Consider the following 21701-nt stretch of genomic DNA (forward strand, 5'->3'; position numbering starts at 1 on the left):
TGGTGCCCAAGGCCCCCCTGCTTTATTCAACGCCCGTTTTGCGGGAGGAGTTACGGAGCTGGGTGAGTAGCATATGTTATTGGGGAGGTATTGCGCAGTTTGCCGTACTTTGAAGCCACGGTATCATTCTTCGGTTTAGATTTATTGATTTGCGTTTACACTACCTCGGTTTTTTACTGCTGCTACTGCCGGGCGCAATCCGGGCGCACACTCCTCCGCCAACGGCGCGCTACTGGGTAAGCTTCCGCCACAAAGCCGGACAGACGTTCCAGCCAGCCGCGTATTTCAGCGCGGCGGCCCAGGCCCGTCGCCGTCGTCAGCATCTGCCCCCGGCCGATAGCACCGATTTTCCCGTGCGCCCGGATTTCGTGGCTCAAGTGCGGGCCGTGGCCGATTCAGTAACGCTGGTCAGCCGCTGGTTTAACGCCGTGGCCTGCCGGGCAACGGCGGCGCAGGCCGCGCAGCTGGGCAGGCTTCCGGGGGTGGCGCAGGTAACGGCCTGGCCCGAGGCTGCCATGCTGCCGGCCGGGCTTGAGGCTGCCGCCCGCCCGCTCACCGCCGCCGACCGGTCGCTGGCCCGGCGGCAGACGGCTTCGTTGGGCGGGGCAGCGTTTCGGCGGGCCCGGCTCAGCGGTAAGGGGCTGCGCATTGCTATTTTTGATGTGGGCTTTAACGGCGCCGATGTACATCCGGCCTTTGCGCACCTGCGGCGCCGGGGGGGCATTGTGGCCACCTACGACTTCCTGCGCCGCAGTCCGCACGTGTACCAGGGTGGCAACCACGGTACGGAAGTGCTTTCCTGCGTGGCGGGGCAGCTGCCCGACAGCACCTACCTGGGGCTGGCCCCCGGTGCCGAGTTTCTGCTGGCCCGTACGGAGCAGATGCACCGAGAAAAATATGCCGAGGAAGAAGCCTGGCTGGCCGCCGCTGAGTGGGCCGACCGCAACGGGGCGGACATCATCAACTCCTCCCTGGGCTACACCGACCGGCGGTACTTTCCGGAGCAGATGAATGGGCGCACTAGCTTAGTAGCCCGGGCCGCAGAGCTGGCGGTGCGCAAGGGCATGCTGGTGGTAAATGCCGCCGGCAACGACGGAGCCGACCCGCGCTGGCGCACGGTGGGTACCCCGGCCGATGGTGACTCCGTACTGGCCGTGGGGGGCCTCGACCCCGATACCTACCTGCACATTGATTTCAGCAGCTACGGGCCGGCCCCGGGCAAACGGCTCAAGCCCAATGTGGCGGCCTTCGGCTCGGCGGTGGTGGCTTTGCCGGGCGGCTACACCCGCACCGAGGGCACGTCGTTCGCCAGCCCTTTGGTGGCGGGCTTCGCTGCCTGTGCCTGGCAGCAGCAGCGCAGCCTCACGGCTATGGAACTGTTCCGGCAGCTGCAGCAGTCCGGCCGGCTGTACCCGTATTTCGATTACGCCCACGGCTATGGGCTGCCCCAGGCCCGAGCATTTCTGGGGCCCGCTCCGGCTGTTGCGCCCACCTTCGATTTCGTTCGGCAGGATTCCACCGTGCGGGTTATCATCCGGGCGGCGGCTACGTATGTGCCGGCCCGCACGCTGCCCCTGCTGGCCGACTCGGTGCAAGCCGTTACGCCCGCCGAAGCCAGGCCAGTAGGGCCGGTGGGGCAGGAGCAGGCCGCAGAAACGCCGCTGGCCCGGCCCGATGAGGTAGTAGTTCCCGAGCCGCCGCACTACCTGTACTGGCAGGTGCTGGACGCCGTCGGCCGGCCTCTGCGCTACGAGGTGCTGGAAGTGACCCAGCGGGCTATCCTGCAGGTACCCTTACCAGAACTGGAGGAAGGCAAATCCGTGCGGGTCCATTATCAAGGTTACACAGCAACGTACCCCACTCCATGAGCCTTTTGCGCAAGCTGACCTTTACTTTGGCCGGATGCCTGGGAGCTTTGAGTGCCCCGGCCCAGCGGGTACTCCTCCGGGCCGAGCCGGCCACTGATTCCATGGATGTGCGCTACGGTCCCAATCGGGCCTTTTTCCAGCACGTATTTCTGGGCTATACGCCCGTGGTGGGCCGCCCGGCCGGACCCGGGGCCGATTTGCGGCCATTTTCCTCGGCGGAGCTTTTTCTGGGAGTACGCTACAAATTCAAGCTCAGTACATCAACGGCGGCGGGCGTTGATGTGCGCTACGCCCGCCTAGTGTACGCGCTGGAGCAGAATGCTCGCAAAGTGGTACCCAGTGCGCAGCAGCACCAGCAGGAGTCTTTGGTACTCTCGCAGCTGCAGCTGGCGCCCTACTGGCGGTTCAGCTACGGGCGGCGCGGTAACGTTATCGGGCGCTACGTGGATGTGAGCGGCTGGGGCGGCTGGGCCATGGCCGTTACGCACCGCACCGAAGACGCGCCCGGCCCAACCGGCGGCAAACGCCTTACCAGTACCGAGCACGGCCTGCGCTACCTGCGCCGCTGGCCCTACGGGGTAGGTGCCCGGCTGGGAGCGGGCCGCTACGCGCTGGTGGGCCGCTACCGGCTTTCGCGCACCTTCACCGCCGCCGCCAACCCGGCCTACGTGGAACTTCCGCGCTGGCTGGTGGGGTTGGAGCTGGGGATATTCTAAAAAGGCCCTAAAAAAGTCCGTTCAACACATCCTCAGGGATAGTTAATCCCGTAAAAAGCCCTAAACGGTCACCGGCTTGCGGGGCCGCGCCAGCCGTGCGGCTTGCTTTAGCCGCCGCCGTATGGTGTGCTTTTTCTACCTCCTTTCGGCTGACGGTAGTTTTTGTATTTTGCCGAACTGATTTGACGATGGTTTTCTTCCCCTTCATGAAAAAGATTCTACTCCCCACCGCTGGAGCCCTGGTTTTGCTGCAGCTTGCCTCCTGCATTAACACGGAGCGCGAAGTGGGGACATCCAAGAATGCCGACCGGGTATTCACGCCTACGCCCGAGGCCAACCGGGGCCGGGTATCGGAGCGCACTATTCTGCGCACGGTAAATGCTCAGCACACGTTCTCGTCTACCAAAGGCAAGGATAACTTTGTGCTACAGCTCCGGGGACCTAAAATTGCTACTTCCCAGGCTTACTTCATGATTGTGAGCAGCACCGGTGATACACTACGCAAGGAGGTAATGCCGGCCACGGCCCTCATCAACGACCGGGAGCTAGATGATCCTCAGGCGGCCACCGTACGCGACAAGGAAATTGCTATTCTGCAGGCCATGAACAATTTCTTCCGCGACGACCGGTTTGTGCAGCCCGCCGTGCCCCGCGCCGCCACTCAGCCCGAGAATGTGGATGCGCAATCCTGGACTTCGGTAAAGGAAGACAGCCGCGCCGTAGGGTTCGACTATCCCGCAGCCGATGGACGGGAGCGGCGCCTGGCTTACTCCAAGAAACTGGGCCGCGCCGTCGTCATTGCTGAATAGACCACAGGCCAACATACAGTGAAAAGCCCCACCCGATGCAGTATCGGGTGGGGCTTTTTGGTGTTTGATGTGAGGGTTTATTTAGCGGCCGAATACCAGTTGCGGAGCCGGACGTCAATTTTCTTGTTGGCGGCAGTCACGGTTTTGCGGAACGCAGCCACGTCGCTGAGGCCGTTCTCGCCGCGGTAGTGGTAAGGGTACACGATGCCCGGCTTAAAGGCCAGAACACCCTGCGCGGCCTGCTGCACGTCCATGGTATAGGGCAGGTTCATGCACACGAAGGCCACATCGATGCCCTTGAGGGCGCGCATTTCGGGGGTGGCTTCCGTGTCGCCGGAGAGATACACGTTTTTGCCGCCCAGCGTGAGCACGTAGCCGTTGCCCCGGCCTTTGGGGTGGCGGGCCTCGGGCGTGGCAGGCAGGTTATACATGGGAATCGCCGCCACGCGCACGCCCAGCGTATCAAGCTGCTGCCCATTGCTTAGCACGCGCGCCCGGCTTCGGTACTCGGCCGGCAGCTTATCGGCCACGGCTTGGGGCACCAGCAGCAGGGCCTTCGCCAGCGAAAGGCCGCCCAGCGTTTTCAGGTCGAGGTGGTCGGGGTGAATGTCAGTGATGAGCACCATATCGGGGGCGGCCAACCCGGCGTAAGCGGCGGCGCCACCATAGGGGTCTATGTACAGGGTTTTGCCGCTCCAGCTCAGCACTACGCTGCCGTGGGTGATGGGCTGCACTGTAAGTGGGCCCTGGGAGGTGGCAATCTGGTCGGCGGGTACGCGGGCGGCGGCCGGGGTGGCGGCAGTCGTCTGGGCTTGGGTAGGCGCGGCCAGGGCCGTTAGCACTGTGGCGAGGAGGAGAGTAGCTTTCATGCCTTTTGTACCGGAAAGGCGGAAAGCAGGTTCGATTTTTTTGGTCAGTGGACAGTGAGCGGGCTCAGCCACTCGCCATCCACTGACCGTATTATCCGCCTGGCAAACCCGCTAAATGGCGTCCTGCCCCGGCAGGCCGAGCAGCTCCGCCGCCTGCCGGGCCACAGCCTTGACGCCGGCTGCCTCGGAGCCGGTGATGGTGAGGTGGCCCATCTTGCGGCCGGGGCGGGCCTGGGTTTTGCCGTAGAGGTGCAGGTGCGTGCCGGGCAAATTCAGCACAGCCGGCCAGTTCGGCTCCCGCAGCTGCCCGGCGGCGTCAAACCACACGTCACCCAGCAGGTTGAGCATGATGGCCGGGGAATGTTGGCGGGGCTGGGGCAGAGGTAAGCCGGCCATGGTGTGCACCTGCAAATCAAACTGAGAGGCGTCGCAGGCATCCAGGGTGTAGTGGCCGCTGTTGTGTGGGCGCGGGGCCATTTCGTTGACTACCAGGCGGCCGTGCGCCGAGCCATCGTCCACCACAAAAAACTCCACGCACAGCACGCCCACGTAGCCCAGGTGTTGGGCAATAGCCACGGCCGCCTCCCGGGCCCGCTCGGCCAAAGCGGGCGGCAGCGCGCCTTCGTAGGCGTGCGTCACGGCCAGAATGCCCGCCTCGTGCACGTTGCGCTGGGGCGGGAAGCTGACTACCAGCCCATCCCAGCCGCGGGCCACCAGCACCGAGCACTCGGCGGTAAGCGGCAGCATCTTTTCCAGCACGCAGGCGGTGTGGCCCAGCCCGGCCCAGGCGGCGGCCAAGGCGTCGGCGGTTTGCACGCGCACCTGGCCCTTGCCGTCGTAGCCCAGGCGGGCAGTTTTCAGGATGCCGGGCAGCAGCTCCGCCGGATTGGCCTGAATAGCCGCCAGCTGGGCCGGCGTTTCCAGTACCGCGTAGGGCGCGCAGGTTACGCCCGACACATCGGCGCAGGCCGAGAAGTGGGCTTTTTCCTCGATGCGGTTCTGGGCAATGCCCACCACGGCCGCGCCCGGGGCCACGGGCCGGGACTGGGCCAGCGTGTGCAACGCCTGGGCAGGCACGTTCTCAAACTCGGTGGTAATGGCCTGGCACAGCTGGGCTAACTGCGCTAAGCCGGCCGGGTCGTCGTAGCTGGTCTGGATGTGATGGTGGCTGACCAGGCCGGCGGGGCTGTGGGCGTCGGGCTCCAGCACGGCCGTGTAGTAGCCCAGCCGCTGGGCAGCGTGCACGAACATGCGGCCCAGCTGGCCCCCGCCCAGCACGCCCAGGGTGGCGCGGTGGCCGGTGGCGTCCAGGCTGCCCGGGAAAATTGGCTTCGAGGTGATTATAGCGGCTTCCTGGCTCATACGGGCAGCGTCATGGCGCGGGCGGCTTCGGTTTGGGCGGCGCGGAAGGCCAGCAGCTTGGCGGCCAGCTCTGGGTTGTGCAGGGCCAGTAAGCTCACGGCAAACAACGCAGCGTTGGCCGCGCCGGCCGTGCCAATGGCAAACGTAGCCACCGGGATTCCCTTGGGCATCTGCACGATGCTGTGCAGCGAATCAACGCCTTGCAGGTGGCGGCTGGCTACGGGCACACCCAGCACGGGTACGGTGGTTTTGGCGGCCAGCATACCCGGCAGGTGGGCCGCCCCGCCCGCCCCGGCAATAATGGCCTGCAACCCACGCGGTCCGACCTGCTCGGCGTAGGCAAACAAATCGTCGGGCATGCGGTGGGCCGATACCACCCGGGCTTCGTGCGCCACGCCGAAATCCGTGAGAATCTGGACGGCGTGCTGCATGGTGTCCCAGTCGCTGCTGGAGCCCATTACTACCCCAATCAGGGGTTTATCGGAGGAGGAAATGCTCATTAAAAGTTATTTAATCGTCGTGTTTCATCTAGTGTCCGCGCAGCCGAAGCACCTTTACTGCTTAGAGGGTATCAAGCCTAGCTGCGTTTTCGTCCGTAAGACATGACGCCAATCTTATTGAATCCCATTGCTTTTGTAAACGAAGTATTACAGAGCAATATATCTGTCAACATCAAAACCGTACTCACCTTCTCTAACGCTTCTTTTAGAGTTGACAAATATGAGTCATGACGTCCGATAACAACATACACCTCGTCTTCATCAAAGAGAGAATATGCATACTCGGCCACCTTTTCGGCTTTATATTCATTTGACTGTGCATGGTTCAAACCCACATAAATCGAGTCTGACCATTCAATAGTGCTTAATCGGTGTTTGCTTGAAATGAAGATGTTTTTTGAATCCATATAGTCTTCGACTTTCAAAACCGGCTAAGTTCAACCAAAGCGGTAGAGATGCTTCGACTACGCTCAGCATGACGTTCTATTTTGCGCCCAGTTAGCCAACGGCCACCGTGGCTTCCCGCTCTAGCAGAATTTCCGGGCCCAGAATCACCATATCCACCCGGCCTTTCAGCGTTTGGTTGATGAAGGGCGTGTTCTGGGATTTGGATTTCATGAACTCCCGGGTGAAGGTGGTTTCGGCTTCGGTATCAAACAGCACGCACTCGGCGGGCTGGCCTACTTCGATGGTGGGCACCGGTAGGCCCATCAGGCGGCGGGGCTCGGCGGAGTAGCGTTTCACTACCAAATCCCACCCAAACTTGCCGGGCTCCACGAAGTGGTGGTAGAGCGACACCAGGGCCGTATCGAGGCCGGTGATGCCGTTGGGCGCGCTGATGAAGTCCTGGGCTTTCTCGTAGGGGGTGTGGGGGGCGTGGTCGGTGGCAATCAGGTCGAACACGCCTTCCTTGAGCCCTGCCAGCAGCGCGTCGCAGTCGGCCTGGGTGCGCAGGGGTGGGTTCATCTTGTAGTTCGTGTCGTAGTCGCCGATGTGCTCGTCGGTAAACATCAGGTGGTGGGGGGCCACCTCGGCCGTTACCTTCACGTCGCCGCGCGACTTCCACCACTTAATCGTTTCCATACCCAACTTGCTGGATACGTGCTGGATGTGAATGTGCGCGCCCGCCGCCCGGGCCAGCCGGATGTCCCGGTCGATGATGATTTCCTCGGCGCAGGCCGGCGAGCCTTTGATGCCCAGGCGGTAGCTCATTACGCCCTCGTTGAGGGCGCGGGGCCCGGCCAGCTCCGGCACCTCGCAGTGGCTGGCGAAGAACATCCCAAACTCAGTGGCGTACTGCATGGCCCGCAGCAGCACGGCCGGGTCGTTGGTGGTGTCGCCGTCGTCGGTGAGCATTTTCACGCCCAGCAGGCGCATCCCGTCAATTTCGGCCAGCTCCTTGCCTTCCCGGTTTTTGGTGACGCAGCCGGAGGTGTACACCGGAATGCGGGCCTTGCGGGCAGCACTTTCCAGCACCGCCGACACTACTGCCGCCGAGTCGATGGCCGGGCGGGTGTTGGGCATCATCACTACGCCCGTCACGCCCCCGTTAATGGCCGCCTCGCTGCCGGTGGTAATGGTTTCCTTGTTCTCAAAGCCCGGGGCGCGAAAGTGCACGTGGGCGTCAAACATGGCGGGCATCAGTATCCGGCCGCGCGCATCAATAACCCGGACTCCCGCCGGCACGGCCAAGTTACGGCCGATTTCCTGAATTTTTCCGTCGATGAGCAGTACGTCGCTTTCACTGAGTTCGGGCGAGTGTTCGGAGGCAATACGGGCGTTCTGAAGCAGGAGCATAGGGGGAACAGGGGAGTTAAACGGCAAAAAAGGGTGGCTTTGGGGTAGAGGATGTGCAAATAACGTACGGAAACAGTGGCCGGGGGCTAGGCCAGCAGGTGGGGCAGCGGGGCCGAAGAGCGCCCGGCCGTGGGCTCCGACTGTGGGCCTTCGCCGCCCGGCGTAAGCCAGTCGAGCACGGCCATGCGCACGGCAATGCCGTTTTCTACCTGGTTGTTAATCAGGCTCCGCTCGTAGTCCATCACGGCGTCGCAGAGCTCCACGCCCCGGTTCACGGGGCCGGGGTGCATGATGTAGAGGCCGCGCTGGCGGATTTCCTCCAGGCGGGTGTTGGTGATGCCGTAGATGCGGTGGTACTCGCGCAGCGTGGGGAAAAACTGCACGTCCTGGCGCTCCATCTGCACCCGCAGCAGGTACACCACATCGGGGGCCCACTGCATGGCCTCGTCGTAGTTGGTGAAGCGGCGGATGGTGGCCGGGCCGTAGGTGGGCACCAGGGAACCGGGGCCGAGGTAGGCCACTTCCACGCCCAGCTTCTGGAGCAGGTTGCTGGTAGAGCGGGCCACCCGGGAGTGCAGAATATCCCCGATGATCAGAACTTTCTTGCCCGCGGGGTTCGGGAATTTCTCCTTGATGGTGAAGGCGTCCAGCAGGGCCTGGGTGGGGTGGGCGTGGGCCCCGTCGCCGGCGTTGATGACCGAGGCCGTGGTCTGGCGGGCAATCAGGCCGGGCAGGCCCGAGCGGCCGTGGCGCACCACAATGTAGTCGGTGCGCATGGCCTGCAGCGTTTCAATGGTTTCCCGAATCGACTCGCCCTTGGTGATGGAGGACTGGGCCACGTTGAAGTTCGTTACCTCGGCCGAGAGGCGCTTGGCCGCCACCTCGAAGGAGGTGTGCGTGCGGGTGCTGGGCTCGTAGAACAGCATCAGCACCGACTTGCCCTCCAGGGCGGGTACCTTCTTCACCGAATGGGTGAACAGGTCCTTGCAGGTGGTGGTGCGGTCGAGCAGAAACTCGATTTCCTCGCGGTGAAGGGATGCAATGTCGAGCAGGTCTTTACGTGCCATACCGGAAGAGAGGAAAAGTAAGGTAGTGTAGCGGAAACGCGTGGGATGAAGTATGCGCAGTGGGTACCGGGGCAGGACCGCCGGAACCGGAAACAGGCCGCCGGGTAGGGGCTGCCAAACTCAACGGGCATAAAAAAACCGTTTCGGAATCCGAAACGGCGGCGGGGTAACACCCGAAAAAAACAACAGAGCCAGCAGCGGCCAAATCAGCAAAACCGATGAGGGGGCAGACCTTGCAGTCCACTCGCGGGTCCTGGCCGGGCAGGCCCCCGCGCTTCATCAACGGGTTCTGGGATTGAAGCACGTTGCAAAACTACGGCATTGTTCCCCCCGCTCGCGCATTGGGGGCGGTAATTTTTTTCCGGGCGGCTGATTGTGGGTATTGCAGCGGATGCTGGCCAGCCAAGTACGCAAGTGTTTGGCGGCTCTGCGCCGGAAGGCGTAGGTGCAGAAAGCAGAAGTTTGATTCAGAGATGGTTAATAGGGCAGCTGAATACGCGCTACGGCCAAGTGCAACGCACCCAGCAGCCCACTGCCAGCGAGCGGAAAGGGCGGCGGACGGGCTCCAAAAATCCAGCCCGGACCACATCTGTCGTCGGGTCACGCATGGGGGGATTTGCAAACAGCCCGCCCGCTTCCGTAGCGGGCGGGCTGTTTCGGGCAGTATAGTTACCCCGGCTACGGCATAGTAAAGGCCAGATCGAAGCTCACCACGCTGGCGTGAAAGTCGACGGTGCGTTGGTAATAGGCGTAGCGCACATCCAGGGACTTGAACTTGGCCACCTTGCGGCCGCCAGCGCCGTTGCTGAACGGCGTTTTGAAGCGCGAAATACCGTACACCGGCGAGTAGCGCAGCCCCAGCCCGTACTTATTGGCCGAGAATTTCGAGAGGTCATAGTCGGACGTATAAAACTCGTCCTGGAGGCTGTGTTGGGCGTAGGGGGCGAAGTACTTGGCCGCCGTCTGGGTGTGGTAGCGGTAGAAGGGGTACAGCACGAAGAAGGGCGTGAGCTTCAGCGGGGCCTCCAATTCCAGCGTATGGGCCGTAATGCCGAAGTTGTCGTTGTAGAAGCGGTAGAAGCCCCGCAGCTGCACGAAATCAGAGGCGTAGTAGCTCACGCGCAGGCCCACCGGATACTTAAAGCGGTGCTGGGGCAGCTGCTCCACTTTCGGCGCGGCGGAGCCCTGGAAATACACCCGGTGGAAGGGCGTGCTCAGCAGCCCGTTCTGGTACACCAGCTCAGTGCTCACGGCTAGCTGCAGCCGCTGGCTAAGCACCTGCGAGTACACCAGATTCAGGTTGTAGCTCTGGCGCTTATCGGTGGGCACCAGCATCTGGCCGGTGCGCAGCTCGGTGGGGTAAATCAGCTTGGCCTGGTCGAAAAAGGCTTGTCCGGCCACGCTCAGTTCCCGGTTGCCATCCTGCGAGGCCCTGGCCCAGGAGGCGGCCACGTTCACCGAAAAATAGTCGTACTCCTTCGACACGCCGCCACCCACTCCCACAATGCGGTGCTTGGCCTTGTTCTCGCGCGAGTAGCCCAGATCTACGTGGTAGCGGGCATCGTGCGAGGAAGGCGTGGAGAGGTACACTCCTTCCACGCCATCAATCCGGTCAGTGGAGGCTGAGGCGTAGAAGTCGGCCCCGATGTTGGCCGTCAGGCGGCTGGCGGTATCGAGCGGGATGTTGAGGAGGATAGTGGGCGTGACGTCGGTGAGTTGCTCGGTACCCCGGCCGCCCTGCACCGCGCCGTGAGAACCATCCTGCTGATAATAGCTGCCGAGGATGTTCACCTCCGTTTCGCCGGGTGAAACCGTGCTGACGTTCGTGGTGGTGGGCGTAGCGGGTACACCGGAGCCATCAATCCGGTTAGGCGTGAGGCCACCCTGCGCCAGGGCCAGCCACGGCAGCAACAGCAGCCCCGCCGCCACCGGCAGCATCCGGAAATTAAAGGAGAAGTTCATAGCAAAACGAGGGGAGTGGTGTGGGGACTTCAGGCCGTCATGCTGAGCGAAGCCGAAGCATCTCTACCGCTTCTTGCACTCGCATTGGTTAGTCAGAGGTAGAGATGCTTCAACTCCGCTCAGCATGACGTTCTGTAAGACTTACTGAACAGCTAATTACAGCCGCAGCCGCCGCCAACTTTGCCGCCGTTGGCACCGCCGGCACCTTCGCGGTAGCTTTCAAAGTTGGTTTCGTACACTTCCACCCGCTTGTTGGCAAGCTTCATGTCCTCGTCGTTGAGATATACTTTCTGGTAAGCGGCCACCGACACGCAACCCGAAAGGCTGGAAGCAGCGGTTAGTAGTCCGGCCAGGCCCAGAATCGGGCGGCGCAGACGCGCACAAATAAGGTTTCGGTTCACGGGCGAGGGGAGAAAAGGGCGAAAAAACTGAGCCGCCGCTAGGGCCGCAGAGCGGTGGCGGGCACCGGGGCGTTGTTGCGCAGGTAGCGCACCTGCATGTTTTTCGACACCAGCGTGTGGTTGTCGTCGGTGATGAGCGTACAGTCCACGCCTTTCAGCGTGTTAATGAAGGCCAGGCCGTTGGTCGGGCCCTTCACAAAGACGACTTCATCCAGGCAGTCGGCCAGTTCCACATCGGGGCAGATGATGGTCACGGAGCGCAGGCCCGTGGCGGGCAGGCCGGTAGCGGGGTTGATGATGTGCCCGTACACCTTGCCGGCCGCGGTAAAGTACTGCTCGTAGTTGCCGGCCGTTACCACGGCCACGTCGGTTACCTGCACCCAGGAGGAAATACTGCCGGGATGGTCCGGGTCGCCGATGGCTACGCGCCACAGCGAGCCGTTGGCCTGCCGGCCCCAGCACAGGATGTCGCCCGAGCCATTAAGCAGACCGCCTTTGATGCCCATTTTATCCAGCACCTGCCGGGCCCGCCGGATGCCGTAGCCCTGCAGCACCCCGGCCAGGTTCAGGCGCATACCTTTTTCCTTGAGCAGCACGGTGCGCTGGGCGGGGTTGAGCACGACGTTGCGGTAGTTGATGCGGGCCACAGCGGCCATCCTTACCGCGGGGTCGGGCAGGGGGTGCTCCTGCCGGTCAAACCTGTAGATCTTGTCGGCCGAGGCGAAGGTGATGTCAAACGCCCCGCCACTCAGCTCCGAGATGCGCAGGGTGCGCTGAATCAGGTCGAATACTTCCTGGTCCACCACCACCGGGCGCAGGCCGGCGGCGCGGTTGATGCGGGTAATCTGGGAGGTGGAATCCCAGAACGACATGAGCCGGTCGATGCGGCGGGTTTCGGTAATGGCGGCATCGAGGGCAGTCCAGCCCAGCGAATCGTTGTCGGCCACCACCGTGTAGGTGAAGTGAGAGCCCATCAGGTGGGCTTGCTTGGAGAAATTGCGCGGGTGGGCCGGCCCGGCCGTAGCGGCAACGGGAAGCAGAAGCGTAATCAGAAGTGTAATCAGACGCAGCATAGCAGCAACAGCAAAGGGCGAAACAACCGGTGCCCCGCGCAAGAGACACACCGGCAGGCGGGGTGAAGTGGCTTACTTCTGCGCCAGCAGCGTGTTCAGGTAAGCGGTATAGGCCGTGGCTCCACCGGCGCGGTAGCCGGTTTTGGCCAGCACCTTACCCTCGGGCGAGAGCAGCACCACCAGCGGAAACGAGCCCTCCTTGTTCAGCATGGCCGCAGCCTGCTCGTTCTGTTTCGTTTGCTCGGCGGGGAGCTTGTTTTTCTTGCTGCGCGGGAAGTCGAAGCGGGCCAGCACCAGCTTATCCTGGGCATAGCGGGTAAACGCGGGCTGATCGAATACTTCCTGCTTGAGCATGATGCAGGGTTTGCACCAGTCGGAGCCCGAAAATACAGCCAGTACGGGATGACCGGTAGCCCTGGCCTGCTGCATGGCCGCGTCGAGAGTGGTATTCCAGGTAGCCGGAGCGGCCGTTGCAACGGTGGCCAGGGCCTGCGCCCGGGCAATGGGTGTGGCGGCCGCGAAAGTCACCGACAAAACAGCCAGCAGGAGGGGAGTGCGCATGAGCGGGAATTCGGATAAGGGGAAGTTGAAAAGCCAATACCGAGCACCTGGAAACCACCATGACGGTGCATGGAAAAACGCGGAACAGCTTTGGTTATAAGCCACCCCGCGTTCTTTACTCCAATCACCGTAACAAACGTACAGGCCAGTGGATGAAGGCCGAATGAAGAAACCAGCCTGTCTGAAAAAAATATCAGGCTTAGGTGGGCTGTACGGCCAGCCAGCCGGTACGCCCATCGGCCTGGCGCACCAGGCGGTAGCCGCCAAACTCGCCCAGGACCGCCACGGCCGTTTGGGCGGGCAGAGAGGCAATGGCTGGGGCATCAGCCAGGGGCGAGGAACGAAGCTCCGCTATGGCCGCCAGGTTTTCACGGCGTAGGGGCGCGGCCGTCAGCACGGCTCGGGCGGGCACAAAACCCGTGCGGCCGGCTGGCAACTGCACCCGCAGCCACTCGGCGGAAGCGCCCAGCACCAGCAGCGGAGTGGTGCGGGTAGCCGCGGCGGCCACGCCCGCCGTGGTGGCCGGCATGCGGCGCAGGTTCAGGTTGGCCTCCTTGGCCCGCACCCACTGGCCCAGTCGGGCCGGCAACACTTTGTGGGCGGGCGGCAGGGCATCGGCCCGGCGCACGAAGGGGAACGGGTCCACGGCCCCGTTGCGGTACACGCCGAAGTGCAGGTGGGGCGGGGTGGTTTTAGCGTTGCCGGTATTGCCCACCAGGCCCAGCGTGTCACCGGGTTTCACCTGCTGGCCGGCCTGTACCAGCTGCTTATCGAGGTGGGCGTAGTAGAGGTGCTGGCCGTGGTCAGTATCGGCCAGCCACACCACCCGGCCCCCGCGCGGGGTTTCCTGCACCCGCGTGATGTAGCCGTTGGCAGATGCCACGGCCGGCGTGCCACGCTGGGCAAAGATATCGATGCCCTCGTGGCGGCGGGCCCCGCCGTCCCGGTCCACGCCCCAGAACGAGCCCACGGCCACGTCCGATTTGCCTTTTACCGGAAAGCTCAGGCTGGGCTCGCGCCGGATGCGCAGGGTATAGCGGCCGCCGCGCAGTAACTCCGGCTGCACCCGCAGCAGGTGCTGGCGGTCGGCCTCGGCCACGTAGCGGAAGCTCAGGTCAGCAGTATCGGCGGAGGCCAAAGGGCGCGGCGTGCGGCGGTCGGGGCTCAGCTCAAAGGCGTCCACGAACACCTTGGGGGCGCGGGTACCGGGAGCCAGCGTGAGGCTGATGTGGATGGTTTCGCCCTGGCGCACCGGGTAGCGCAGGCCGGTGGCTACGGCGCGGTCGGCCGGGAAAAAGCCCGATTCCTGGAACGGCAGCTTCACCACCAAGGAGTCGCGCAGGGCCTGGTCGGCGGCCCGCAGCCAGTCGCGGCCCAAAGCGGTTTCGGCCAGGCCGGCCTCCTTCAGCTTGTGGGCGTAGGCCTCGTGTGGGGTGCGGGCTTGGAAGATGCCCTGCAGCGTCTGGCTTTGGCTGCAGGCAGTAAGAAATAGGACAAACAGAACGGCGGGCAAGGCCCGGAGTCGGTGCAGCATAGAACGGGGTAGGTAATGGAGAACAGGTAATTGGATAAACCCCAGCCGCGGCGGAGTAGTTCGGCTTCCGTCATTGTGAGGAGGCACGACGAAGCAATCCTTCCTTTTTCAAGGTGATAAGCTCTGTGATTCGAAAAGTCTTTAACCTGTGGGGAAGTATGGGAGCCGGGCTTTTGAAAGTGGTTGCGAACGGATGACTCCAGAAGCACCTGCATCAGGGGCTTTTGAATAGGTTGAAGATTGGTCCCCTGAAAAGGACGGATTGCTTCGTCGTGCTTCCTCGCAATGACGGAAGCCAGTACCTTCGCAACTTCACCACCCTTTCCACCCATGCTCCACCTCACCGAATGCCCGCGCGACGCCATGCAGGGCTGGCCCACGTTTATCCCTACCGCCGATAAAATCAGCTACCTCAACACGCTGCTGCGGGTGGGGTTTGATACGCTCGACTTTGGCTCTTTCGTGTCGCCGAAGGCCATTCCGCAGCTGGCTGACACGGCCGAGGTGCTGGCGGGCCTCGACCTGAGCCAATCCAAAACCCAGCTGCTGGCCATTGTGGCCAACCTGCGCGGGGCCGAAACCGCGGCCCAGCATACGCAGATCCGGTTTATCGGCTTCCCGCTGTCGGTTTCCGAAACCTTCCAGCAGCGTAACACCAACAAGAGCATTGCCCAAGCCCTCGACGACGTGGCCCGGATGCAGGAGCTGAGCGCCCGCACTGGGCAGGAGCAGGTGGTGTACCTGAGCATGGGCTTCGGCAACCCCTACGGCGACGCCTGGAGCCCCGCCGTGCTGGGCGAGTTCACCCAGCGGCTCGATGCGCTGGGCGTGGGCATCGTGGCGTTGTCGGATACCATTGGGGCCAGCACCCCGGCCACCATTGCCCCCGCCTTCCGGGAGCTGACCGCCGCTTACCCGCACATCCGCTTCGGGGCGCACCTGCATACCACGCCCGCCACCTGGCGCGAGAAGGTGCAGGCCGCCTACGAGGCCGGCTGCCGCCACTTCGACGGCGCGCTGGGCGGCTACGGCGGCTGCCCCATGGCGGCCGATGAGCTTACCGGCAACATGCCCACCGAACGGCTCCTGGACTTCGCCGCTGAAGTAGGTGCCGCGCCGGAGCTGAATCAGGAGGCCCTGGCTGAGGCACTCGCGTGGAATCAGCGCATATTTGCGGGGCATTAATGATGTGAGCTACTTCAGATGACCATTTCGGATTTAGATCAAATTCTTATAAGGATGAGGATTCGCCCTGACGCTTATGATTTAGGCGGTGGTCTTCCTAATGAAGTGATGTGCTTAAATCAGAATGGTCAGTTGTGGGAAGTATATTACAGTGAACGGGGGCAAAAAACGAATCTATATAGCTTCGAGTCAGAAGACGTAGCTTGTAAGTACTTACTTGGAACACTAATAGGCATGTTTTATTCGTAGCTCGAGCCTGCTCAGCTGTATCTGTTCCTCTACGTTCTTTCTTACGCTTCAACAGTTTCTGCTCTTTATGCCAGCCCCTCAAGTCGATCTGTTCATTCCCTGCTTTATTGACCAGCTTTTCCCGCATACGGCCCTGAACATGGTGAAGGTGCTGGAGGCGGTAGGCTGCCAGGTGCACTACAACGCCAACCAGACGTGCTGCGGCCAGCCCGCCTACAACGCCGGCTATAAGGAGCAGAGCTGTGAGGTGGCCCGCAAGTTCCTGGCCGATTTCCCCACTGAGCAGGAGCACTACATCGTGAGCCCCTCGGCCTCCTGCATTGGCATGGTGCGCAACACCTACGCCGATTTATTCGAGGGCACGCCCGACTCGGGCCGTTACCACGGGGTGCAGCGCCGGGCCTATGAGCTGACCGAGTTTCTGGTGGACGTGCTGGGCGTGAAGTCGATTCCGCAGGCCCGGCTCAGCGGCAAGTACACTTACCATGACTCCTGCTCTGCTTTGCGCGAGTGTGGCATCCGCGAAGCCCCGCGCCAGCTGCTGGATGCCGTGCCGGGCCTGGAGCGGCTGGAAATGGCCGAGACTGAAACCTGCTGCGGCTTCGGTGGCACCTTCGCCGTGAAGTTCGAAGCTATTTCGGTGGCTATGGCCGAACAGAAGGTGGAGCATGCCTTGGCCACCGGTGCCGACTACCTCATCAGCACCGACACCAGCTGCCTCATGCACCTCGACGCATACATCCGCCGCGAGAAAAAGCCCCTCAAAACCCTGCACGTAGCCGATGTGCTGGCCAGTGGCTGGTAAATCAAGGATTTAGACGAATTTTCAGGTGATTTATAGAAAGCGAATCTGTATCCTGTTGCTTGGTATTTGGATGGTGGTAGCCTGCAGCCAGAATACGGCTGAGCTACCAGTGACACAGGAGCCTGCTATTTACACCAGAAATAAGGAGTTTGTGTACTTGGTGACACGTGATACCGTCGGGCAATCTGTCGCAGTGGATACTATAGTATTGACTTCAACCGGCCGCGCATGGAACTCGGATTCCGCGCAAAAAGCCATTAGCTGGGCTGATCGGAGAAATAGGACTACTAATTTCACCGGTGTAAAGGAAAGTGTGGATGGCGTCTGGATTCATCCACCGCGTTTTAATCAGTACGCTATTCTGGAGCTGAGTCCTTTTCCGGAGGTGAAGAAGCCCTGCAAGAAGGGGCAGGAATGGGACTGGGAGTTAGGGGTGGGCTCTCAGTATGCAAATCCAGCCTGGGCAGTTTGGGAAGGTGATATGCTGGTCAAAACCCACTATCGGACAGTTGGTGAACAAACCGTAACTACCCGGCTTGGCCGGCTCACCTGCCAACGCGTAACGGCCGTGGCTCGCTGTGCCCAGGGCTGCTCTACGCTGGATCTGCTGTTTCACCCTCTCTATGGATTTATAAGGTTGGATTACGTGACCATTGACGGTAAGCGGATGCGGCTCGAACTAGTATCCGCGACCGTAACAAATCAGTTTAACGGCAATGAGTATTTTGGGAGTTAACCGTTTCGAGAGGTTGCTTAGCCAATTCTCAAAACGGTTAATCTACATATTCGAAGGATGAATGGTCTGACGATGACTAGGGCGTGTTAACAGTCACGCAACCAGAGCACGGTTGCGGCGAGGTGAATAAAGGCCAGGAAATGAGCATCCAGCTTGTCGTAGCGTGTGGCCAGGCGGCGAAACTGCTTGAGGCGGCTGAACAGCCGTTCGACCGGGTGCCGTTGGGCGTAGCGCAGCGGGTCATAGGCCCGGGGATACCGACGCTTGCGCCGGGGCGGAATGACGGCTTGCGTGCCGCGGCGGGCCAGGTCGGCCACCAGCGGGTCTGAGTCGTAGCCGCGGTCGGCGATGAGCCAGGTCGGGGCGAACCCGTCGAGCAGCGGCAGGGCTTGCGGCGCGTCGTGGCGCTGGCCCGCTGTGAGCCGGCAGCGCCGCAGGCGGCCCCGAGCGTCGGCCGCCACGTGCAGCTTGGTGGTCAGTCCACCGCGGCTGCGCCCGAGGGCTTGCGGCCCGTTTTTTTGCGCGCCCCGCTCGCGTGCTGGTGCGCCCGTACGGTGGTGGAATCGACCAGCAGCGTATGCAGCGCCGCCTCGTCCTGCACGGCTTCGAACACGCGTTGCCACACGCCCGAGGCCGCCCAGCGCTGGAAGCGCGTGTACGTCGTGTGCCAGTTGCCCCGCTCGGCGGGCAGGGCCCGCCACCGCGCCCCGTTACGCGCCAGCCACAGCACGGCTTCCACGAACTGCCGGTTGTCCCGGCCCCGCCCACCGCTGGTGCCCGGCCGGCCCGGCAATAACGGCGCCAACCGCCCCCACTGTGCATCTGTCAACATCTGCTCCATAACGCAAGATAACCACTGTTAACACTTCCTAGTGGGCCATGTCCTCGGCAAACTCCAGGATGTTGCCGTGCAGGTCCGTGACGAAGCCGCAACGCTTGCCAATAGCCGGCACCTCGAATGACTCCCGCACAACGGGCACCCCTTTTTTCCGCAGGTCCGCTAACGTGGCGTCCAGATCATCCACTTCCAGGCAAAGATGATGGAAGCCGGCTGTAACTGGCAGGGCCGGCGGCAGCGTTGAATCCGTGGCGGCTTCGCACACTACTTCCAGCCAGAAGGCGTCGTCGTTGGCCGGTGCCAGGAAGGCCAGCCGCAGGCTCCCGACGGTCCATTCTTTGAGTATGCGGAAGCCTAATTTTTCGGTATACCAGTTGAGGGTGTCAGTGTAATGGGCCGTGCGCAGGCCTACGTGGGCGGCGCGCATGGTACCATTACTGCCTGCTGGATTTTTTGCCGGTAACGGCAGCTGCGGGTTCTGCATGTGGGTACTTTGTGTCAGGATAAATCGTCGGCTGCCAAATGTTGGGCGGGTAGCAGGGCTACTGAGGCCGCAGCAGCTGACGAAGCACAAAGGTCCGGGGCTTTCAGCGGGGCGCACTGGTGAATATTTCAGTTTTTACTGCGTGGAGTACTACAGTTTTGCGGCCGGCATGCCAGTCTGGAGTCTGCTAGGGCCGTTGGGCTGGCTGCTATGCTGAGGTTGTACCGTCTTTATCCTAGCGTTAGCGAATAGCAACCGGGTCAAGGTGATTCACTGAGCGAACTGCGCCTTGAATTGACGACTCTGAGTTGAAATCAGGACCGTAGTGGTATCAGGGTGAGGCGACAGTAAGATGTGCAGGGTCACCGCGGAGTCAAGGGCAGTAAACTGGGCCGCTTCCAAGTCAACAGAGGTGCCGTTATGTCGCTCAAATATGCCCGCACAAGTTGTAACCAGCGCCACGCGGGGTGGCCCCAACGGAGTGTTGGCACTGCGAAAGGTGTACTCGCCCTGCCGGTACATATCGGTTTGCGGGAGCAGGGCGAAAACCGGAGCTGATATCACAAGGAAAAATATCCGGTCGAGTAAAAAGGCCCCGGCCATCAATAAAGGATACGAAAACCAACTGCCAAAATAGAGCTTGCCGGCCCAGCTCATGTGCTTGCGGCGCAACAGGAAGTAGCTGCCGGCGGCTACCCATGCTACTGCAACAGGTAGTATCTCAAGCCATTGCCCGCGTAAGGATATTTTTCCGCCTGCATAAACTACTGCTAACAGCAACGAAAAGCCCCAACTGCTCCAGTGAACAAACCGGAGAAGATGGGGCTTTTGCCGAAGCAGGCGAACTTTGGTCAAGCCAGCCACGCAGCCATAAAACCCTACCAGGAATAGGCTATTGGCGGCTTCCACTTCGCTTACAGCAATACGCTGATTCGCTCCTTCAGCCCCTCCGAGCCTTCTACCAGCGGCAGGCGCACGGCATCGGCGCAGAGGCCCTGGGCGGCCAGGGCGGCTTTCACGCCGACGGGGTTGCTTTCCTCGTACATCAGCGGGTTCAGCTCCACGAAGCCGAACAACAGCTTGGACGCGGCCGGGAAGTCGCCGGCCAGGGCGGCACGGGTCATGTCGGAGAAGCGGCGGGGGAAGGCGTTGGCCAGCACCGAAATGATGCCCACGGCCCCGAAGCTGATGAGCGAAGTCGTCATTATGTCGTCGCCGGAAATCAGCAGGAAATCGTCGGGTTTGGCGGCGGCAATGGTAATGCACTGTTCCAGGTTACCGCTGGCCTCTTTGATGCCGATGATGTTGGGGTGCTTAGCCAACTCCAGAGTGGTAGCGGCCGTGAGGTTGGAGCTAGTGCGGCCGGGCACGTTGTAGAGCAGCACCGGCACCGGCGAGGCATCGGCCACGCGCTGGTAATGCGCAATAATGCCGCGCTGGGTAGGCTTGTTGTAGTAGGGCGAAGCCGAGAGCAGGGCCGCAATGCCCGTGAGGTCGGTGCTGCGGATGGTGCGCTCCACGGCGGCCGTGTCGTTGCCGCCAATGCCGTACACCAGGGGCACGCGGCCCGCTACGTGCTCCTTGGCAACGCGCAGGATTTCGGCCCTTTCCTCGGTGGTGAGGGTCGGCGACTCGGCCGTGGTGCCGTTGATAACGAGGTATTCCACCCCGCCTTCGAGGGTGAAATCAATCAGCCGACGCAGGGCCGGGTAGTCCACGGCACGGTCGGGGGTGGGAGTGAAGGGGGTGACGAGGGCGACGCCGGTACCACGAAGGTTGTCCATGCGGAAAATTAGCGGTTGATTTGTAGAGGGAAGACCCGCGGCGAAGATACGCACCCTGCGCCCAAGGTCGGCCTCTCATCTTTAAAAGTACGGTTCGGAGCCTCTCGGGCCGCGTTATCCTTCTTCATGAACTTCCCTAAGTACCCCGTGCTGGCCGCCGCGCTGGCTACCCTGGGCGCCCTCAGCGCCTGCAACGATGCCAAAAACGCCACGGCCTCCGAGGCTTCTGCCGTAGCCAACAAAGCCCAGGATGCGGCCGACTCGGCCAGTACCGCCGCCACGCCCACGGCCGGCAACGCCTCGGCCGCTAGCACCAGTGCCGGCAGCCCTGCTACCATCCCCGCCGGCCAGCGCGCCGATGCCGCCACCGTGCTGGCCCGCCCCCAGGTGCCCATTCTGTGCTACCACCAAATCCGCGACTGGCGCGCCAAGGACTCGAAAGGGGCCAAGGATTACATCGTGCCCGTAGAGCAGTTTAAGGCCCAGATCAAGATGCTGGCCGATTCGGGCTACCACACCATCCTGCCCGATCAGCTCTACGCCTACCTCACCACCGGCGCGGCCCTGCCCAGCAAGCCCATTATGCTGACCTTCGACGACACCGACCTCGACCAGTTCACGGTAGCCCGTCCCACCCTCGATAAGTACGGCTATAAAGCCGTGTACTTCATCATGACGGTGAGCCTGGGCCGGCCCAACTACATGAGCAAGGAGCAGGTAAAGCAGCTCTCGGACGAAGGCAACGTCATCGGCTCGCACACCTGGGACCACCACAACGTGAAGAAGTACGAGGGCAAGGACTGGGTGACGCAGATTGAGGAACCCACCAAAAAGCTCGAAGAAATTACCGGCAAGAAAATCAACTACTTCGCCTATCCCTTCGGCCTGTGGCGCCCCGAGTCCATCCCCGAGCTGAAGAAACGCGGCATGGATGCGGCCTTCATCCTGGCCGAGAAGCGCGACCAGCAGGACCCGCTCTACACCATCCGCCGCATTATTGCCAGCGGCTACTGGAGCCCCCGCACCCTGCACAACAGCATCGTGCAGAGCTTCTAGGGTAGAAGCGAGAGGCGAGCTATGAGAAACGAGACAGACAAGCCG

At 62.1% G+C, this 21701-nt stretch carries 23 protein-coding genes; 7 read left to right on the forward strand and 16 right to left on the reverse strand.

Annotated features, from left to right (window positions below):
• Nucleotides 1-149 precede the first annotated feature (149 nt).
• Together ACN19L_RS01880 and ACN19L_RS01885 are read left to right on the forward strand one after the other, a co-directional pair.
• The gene (locus ACN19L_RS01880; protein WP_426491860.1) at nt 150-1868 is read left to right on the forward strand and encodes a S8 family serine peptidase; all 1719 of its coding nucleotides are present in this window, start codon (nt 150-152) and stop codon (nt 1866-1868) included.
• Nucleotides 1865-2584 carry a hypothetical protein gene (locus ACN19L_RS01885; protein ID WP_426491861.1) on the forward strand — a complete coding sequence of 240 codons (720 nt, stop codon included), beginning with the start codon at nt 1865-1867 and terminating at the stop codon, nt 2582-2584. The genes ACN19L_RS01880 and ACN19L_RS01885 overlap by 4 nt, the downstream gene beginning before the upstream one ends.
• Nucleotides 2585-2591: 7 nt before the next feature.
• Here the strand turns inward: ACN19L_RS01885 and ACN19L_RS01890 are convergent, their stop codons facing one another.
• Nucleotides 2592-2792 carry a hypothetical protein gene (locus ACN19L_RS01890; RefSeq protein ID WP_426491862.1) on the reverse strand — a complete coding sequence of 67 codons (201 nt, stop codon included), beginning with the start codon at nt 2790-2792 and terminating at the stop codon, nt 2592-2594.
• Here ACN19L_RS01890 and ACN19L_RS01895 point away from each other — a divergent pair.
• Nucleotides 2791-3393 carry a hypothetical protein gene (locus ACN19L_RS01895; protein ID WP_426491863.1) on the forward strand — a complete coding sequence of 201 codons (603 nt, stop codon included), beginning with the start codon at nt 2791-2793 and terminating at the stop codon, nt 3391-3393. The genes ACN19L_RS01890 and ACN19L_RS01895 overlap by 2 nt on opposite strands.
• Before the next feature lie 77 nt (nt 3394-3470).
• Here the strand turns inward: ACN19L_RS01895 and ACN19L_RS01900 are convergent, their stop codons facing one another.
• From ACN19L_RS01900 to ACN19L_RS01950, 11 genes are all read right to left on the reverse strand, one after another.
• Entirely contained in the window at nt 3471-4262 is a 792-nt protein-coding gene (locus ACN19L_RS01900) for an MBL fold metallo-hydrolase (protein ID WP_426491864.1), read from the reverse strand.
• Nucleotides 4263-4373: 111 nt separating this feature from the next.
• The gene (locus tag ACN19L_RS01905) at nt 4374-5624 is read right to left on the reverse strand and encodes a 5-(carboxyamino)imidazole ribonucleotide synthase (RefSeq protein ID WP_426491865.1); all 1251 of its coding nucleotides are present in this window, start codon (nt 5622-5624) and stop codon (nt 4374-4376) included.
• Complete coding sequence (purE, locus tag ACN19L_RS01910) at nt 5621-6124, reverse strand: 5-(carboxyamino)imidazole ribonucleotide mutase (protein WP_426491866.1); 504 nt, start codon at nt 6122-6124, stop codon at nt 5621-5623. The genes ACN19L_RS01905 and purE overlap by 4 nt, the downstream gene beginning before the upstream one ends.
• A gap of 77 nt (nt 6125-6201) precedes the next feature.
• Nucleotides 6202-6549, reverse strand: coding sequence for a hypothetical protein (locus ACN19L_RS01915; protein WP_426491867.1), 348 nt, complete (start codon nt 6547-6549; stop codon nt 6202-6204).
• A 73-nt stretch (nt 6550-6622) separates the two neighbouring features.
• Nucleotides 6623-7921, reverse strand: a complete 1299-nt coding sequence (locus ACN19L_RS01920; RefSeq protein ID WP_426491868.1) for a dihydroorotase — start codon at nt 7919-7921, stop codon at nt 6623-6625.
• A gap of 86 nt (nt 7922-8007) precedes the next feature.
• The gene (locus ACN19L_RS01925) at nt 8008-8988 is read right to left on the reverse strand and encodes an aspartate carbamoyltransferase catalytic subunit (protein ID WP_426491869.1); all 981 of its coding nucleotides are present in this window, start codon (nt 8986-8988) and stop codon (nt 8008-8010) included.
• A 678-nt stretch (nt 8989-9666) separates the two neighbouring features.
• Nucleotides 9667-10950, reverse strand: a complete 1284-nt coding sequence (locus ACN19L_RS01930; RefSeq protein ID WP_426491870.1) for a DUF3570 domain-containing protein — start codon at nt 10948-10950, stop codon at nt 9667-9669.
• A 152-nt stretch (nt 10951-11102) separates the two neighbouring features.
• Nucleotides 11103-11303, reverse strand: a complete 201-nt coding sequence (locus ACN19L_RS01935; RefSeq protein WP_426493558.1) for a DUF4266 domain-containing protein — start codon at nt 11301-11303, stop codon at nt 11103-11105.
• Between the two features lie 86 nt (nt 11304-11389).
• Entirely contained in the window at nt 11390-12424 is a 1035-nt protein-coding gene (locus ACN19L_RS01940) for an FAD:protein FMN transferase (RefSeq protein WP_426491871.1), read from the reverse strand.
• A 72-nt stretch (nt 12425-12496) separates the two neighbouring features.
• Nucleotides 12497-12985: a thioredoxin family protein gene (locus tag ACN19L_RS01945; protein ID WP_426491872.1), complete on the reverse strand. Its 489-nt coding sequence runs from the start codon at nt 12983-12985 to the stop codon at nt 12497-12499.
• 199 nt (nt 12986-13184) lie between these two features.
• Nucleotides 13185-14519 carry a peptidoglycan DD-metalloendopeptidase family protein gene (locus ACN19L_RS01950; protein WP_426491873.1) on the reverse strand — a complete coding sequence of 445 codons (1335 nt, stop codon included), beginning with the start codon at nt 14517-14519 and terminating at the stop codon, nt 13185-13187.
• Between the two features lie 330 nt (nt 14520-14849).
• Here ACN19L_RS01950 and ACN19L_RS01955 point away from each other — a divergent pair, with 330 nt between their 5' ends.
• The 3 genes from ACN19L_RS01955 (at nt 14850) to ACN19L_RS01965 (ending at nt 17494) form a co-directional block, all read left to right on the forward strand.
• The gene (locus ACN19L_RS01955; RefSeq protein ID WP_426491874.1) at nt 14850-15704 is read left to right on the forward strand and encodes a hydroxymethylglutaryl-CoA lyase; all 855 of its coding nucleotides are present in this window, start codon (nt 14850-14852) and stop codon (nt 15702-15704) included.
• Between the two features lie 316 nt (nt 15705-16020).
• Complete coding sequence (locus ACN19L_RS01960; RefSeq protein WP_426491875.1) at nt 16021-16758, forward strand: (Fe-S)-binding protein; 738 nt, start codon at nt 16021-16023, stop codon at nt 16756-16758.
• 208 nt (nt 16759-16966) lie between these two features.
• Nucleotides 16967-17494, forward strand: coding sequence for a hypothetical protein (locus tag ACN19L_RS01965; RefSeq protein ID WP_426491876.1), 528 nt, complete (start codon nt 16967-16969; stop codon nt 17492-17494).
• 86 nt (nt 17495-17580) lie between these two features.
• Here ACN19L_RS01965 and ACN19L_RS01970 read toward each other — a convergent pair.
• The 4 genes from ACN19L_RS01970 to dapA form a co-directional block, all read right to left on the reverse strand.
• A protein-coding gene (locus ACN19L_RS01970) for an IS5 family transposase (protein ID WP_426489868.1) occupies nt 17581-18335 on the reverse strand; the annotation gives its coding sequence in 2 pieces (ribosomal slippage) (nt 17581-18005 and nt 18005-18335; 756 coding nt in all).
• Nucleotides 18336-18363: 28 nt separating this feature from the next.
• Entirely contained in the window at nt 18364-18816 is a 453-nt protein-coding gene (locus tag ACN19L_RS01975) for a VOC family protein (RefSeq protein ID WP_426491877.1), read from the reverse strand.
• Between the two features lie 270 nt (nt 18817-19086).
• Complete coding sequence (locus ACN19L_RS01980) at nt 19087-19725, reverse strand: hypothetical protein (protein WP_426491878.1); 639 nt, start codon at nt 19723-19725, stop codon at nt 19087-19089.
• A gap of 5 nt (nt 19726-19730) precedes the next feature.
• Nucleotides 19731-20600 (reverse strand): 4-hydroxy-tetrahydrodipicolinate synthase, encoded by an 870-nt coding sequence (gene dapA / locus ACN19L_RS01985; protein ID WP_426491879.1) that lies wholly within the window; start codon nt 20598-20600, stop codon nt 19731-19733.
• 126 nt (nt 20601-20726) lie between these two features.
• On the opposite strand from dapA, the gene ACN19L_RS01990 reads away from it, so the two are divergent.
• Nucleotides 20727-21656, forward strand: a complete 930-nt coding sequence (locus ACN19L_RS01990; RefSeq protein ID WP_426491880.1) for a polysaccharide deacetylase family protein — start codon at nt 20727-20729, stop codon at nt 21654-21656.
• Nucleotides 21657-21701 lie beyond the last annotated feature (45 nt).

This window comes from Hymenobacter sp. 102 (assembly GCF_049949205.1).
Classification (GTDB): domain Bacteria; phylum Bacteroidota; class Bacteroidia; order Cytophagales; family Hymenobacteraceae; genus Hymenobacter.

Excerpts from the sequence above, each read along its gene's own strand:
- ACN19L_RS01885 (WP_426491861.1), top strand. The coding sequence starts at position 1,865 with ATGAGCCTTTTGCGCAAGCTGACCTTTACTTTGGCCGGATGCCTGGGA.
- ACN19L_RS01895 (WP_426491863.1), top strand. The coding sequence starts at position 2,791 with ATGAAAAAGATTCTACTCCCCACCGCTGGAGCCCTGGTTTTGCTGCAG.
- ACN19L_RS01890 (WP_426491862.1), bottom strand. The coding sequence starts at position 2,792 with ATGAAGGGGAAGAAAACCATCGTCAAATCAGTTCGGCAAAATACAAAA.
- ACN19L_RS01900 (WP_426491864.1), bottom strand. The coding sequence starts at position 4,262 with ATGAAAGCTACTCTCCTCCTCGCCACAGTGCTAACGGCCCTGGCCGCG.
- ACN19L_RS01905 (WP_426491865.1), bottom strand. The coding sequence starts at position 5,624 with ATGAGCCAGGAAGCCGCTATAATCACCTCGAAGCCAATTTTCCCGGGC.
- purE (WP_426491866.1), bottom strand. The coding sequence starts at position 6,124 with ATGAGCATTTCCTCCTCCGATAAACCCCTGATTGGGGTAGTAATGGGC.
- ACN19L_RS01920 (WP_426491868.1), bottom strand. The coding sequence starts at position 7,921 with ATGCTCCTGCTTCAGAACGCCCGTATTGCCTCCGAACACTCGCCCGAA.
- ACN19L_RS01925 (WP_426491869.1), bottom strand. The coding sequence starts at position 8,988 with ATGGCACGTAAAGACCTGCTCGACATTGCATCCCTTCACCGCGAGGAA.
- ACN19L_RS01930 (WP_426491870.1), bottom strand. The coding sequence starts at position 10,950 with ATGAACTTCTCCTTTAATTTCCGGATGCTGCCGGTGGCGGCGGGGCTG.
- ACN19L_RS01940 (WP_426491871.1), bottom strand. The coding sequence starts at position 12,424 with ATGCTGCGTCTGATTACACTTCTGATTACGCTTCTGCTTCCCGTTGCC.
- ACN19L_RS01945 (WP_426491872.1), bottom strand. The coding sequence starts at position 12,985 with ATGCGCACTCCCCTCCTGCTGGCTGTTTTGTCGGTGACTTTCGCGGCC.
- ACN19L_RS01950 (WP_426491873.1), bottom strand. The coding sequence starts at position 14,519 with ATGCTGCACCGACTCCGGGCCTTGCCCGCCGTTCTGTTTGTCCTATTT.
- ACN19L_RS01955 (WP_426491874.1), top strand. The coding sequence starts at position 14,850 with ATGCTCCACCTCACCGAATGCCCGCGCGACGCCATGCAGGGCTGGCCC.
- ACN19L_RS01960 (WP_426491875.1), top strand. The coding sequence starts at position 16,021 with ATGCCAGCCCCTCAAGTCGATCTGTTCATTCCCTGCTTTATTGACCAG.
- ACN19L_RS01975 (WP_426491877.1), bottom strand. The coding sequence starts at position 18,816 with ATGCAGAACCCGCAGCTGCCGTTACCGGCAAAAAATCCAGCAGGCAGT.
- dapA (WP_426491879.1), bottom strand. The coding sequence starts at position 20,600 with ATGGACAACCTTCGTGGTACCGGCGTCGCCCTCGTCACCCCCTTCACT.
- ACN19L_RS01990 (WP_426491880.1), top strand. The coding sequence starts at position 20,727 with ATGAACTTCCCTAAGTACCCCGTGCTGGCCGCCGCGCTGGCTACCCTG.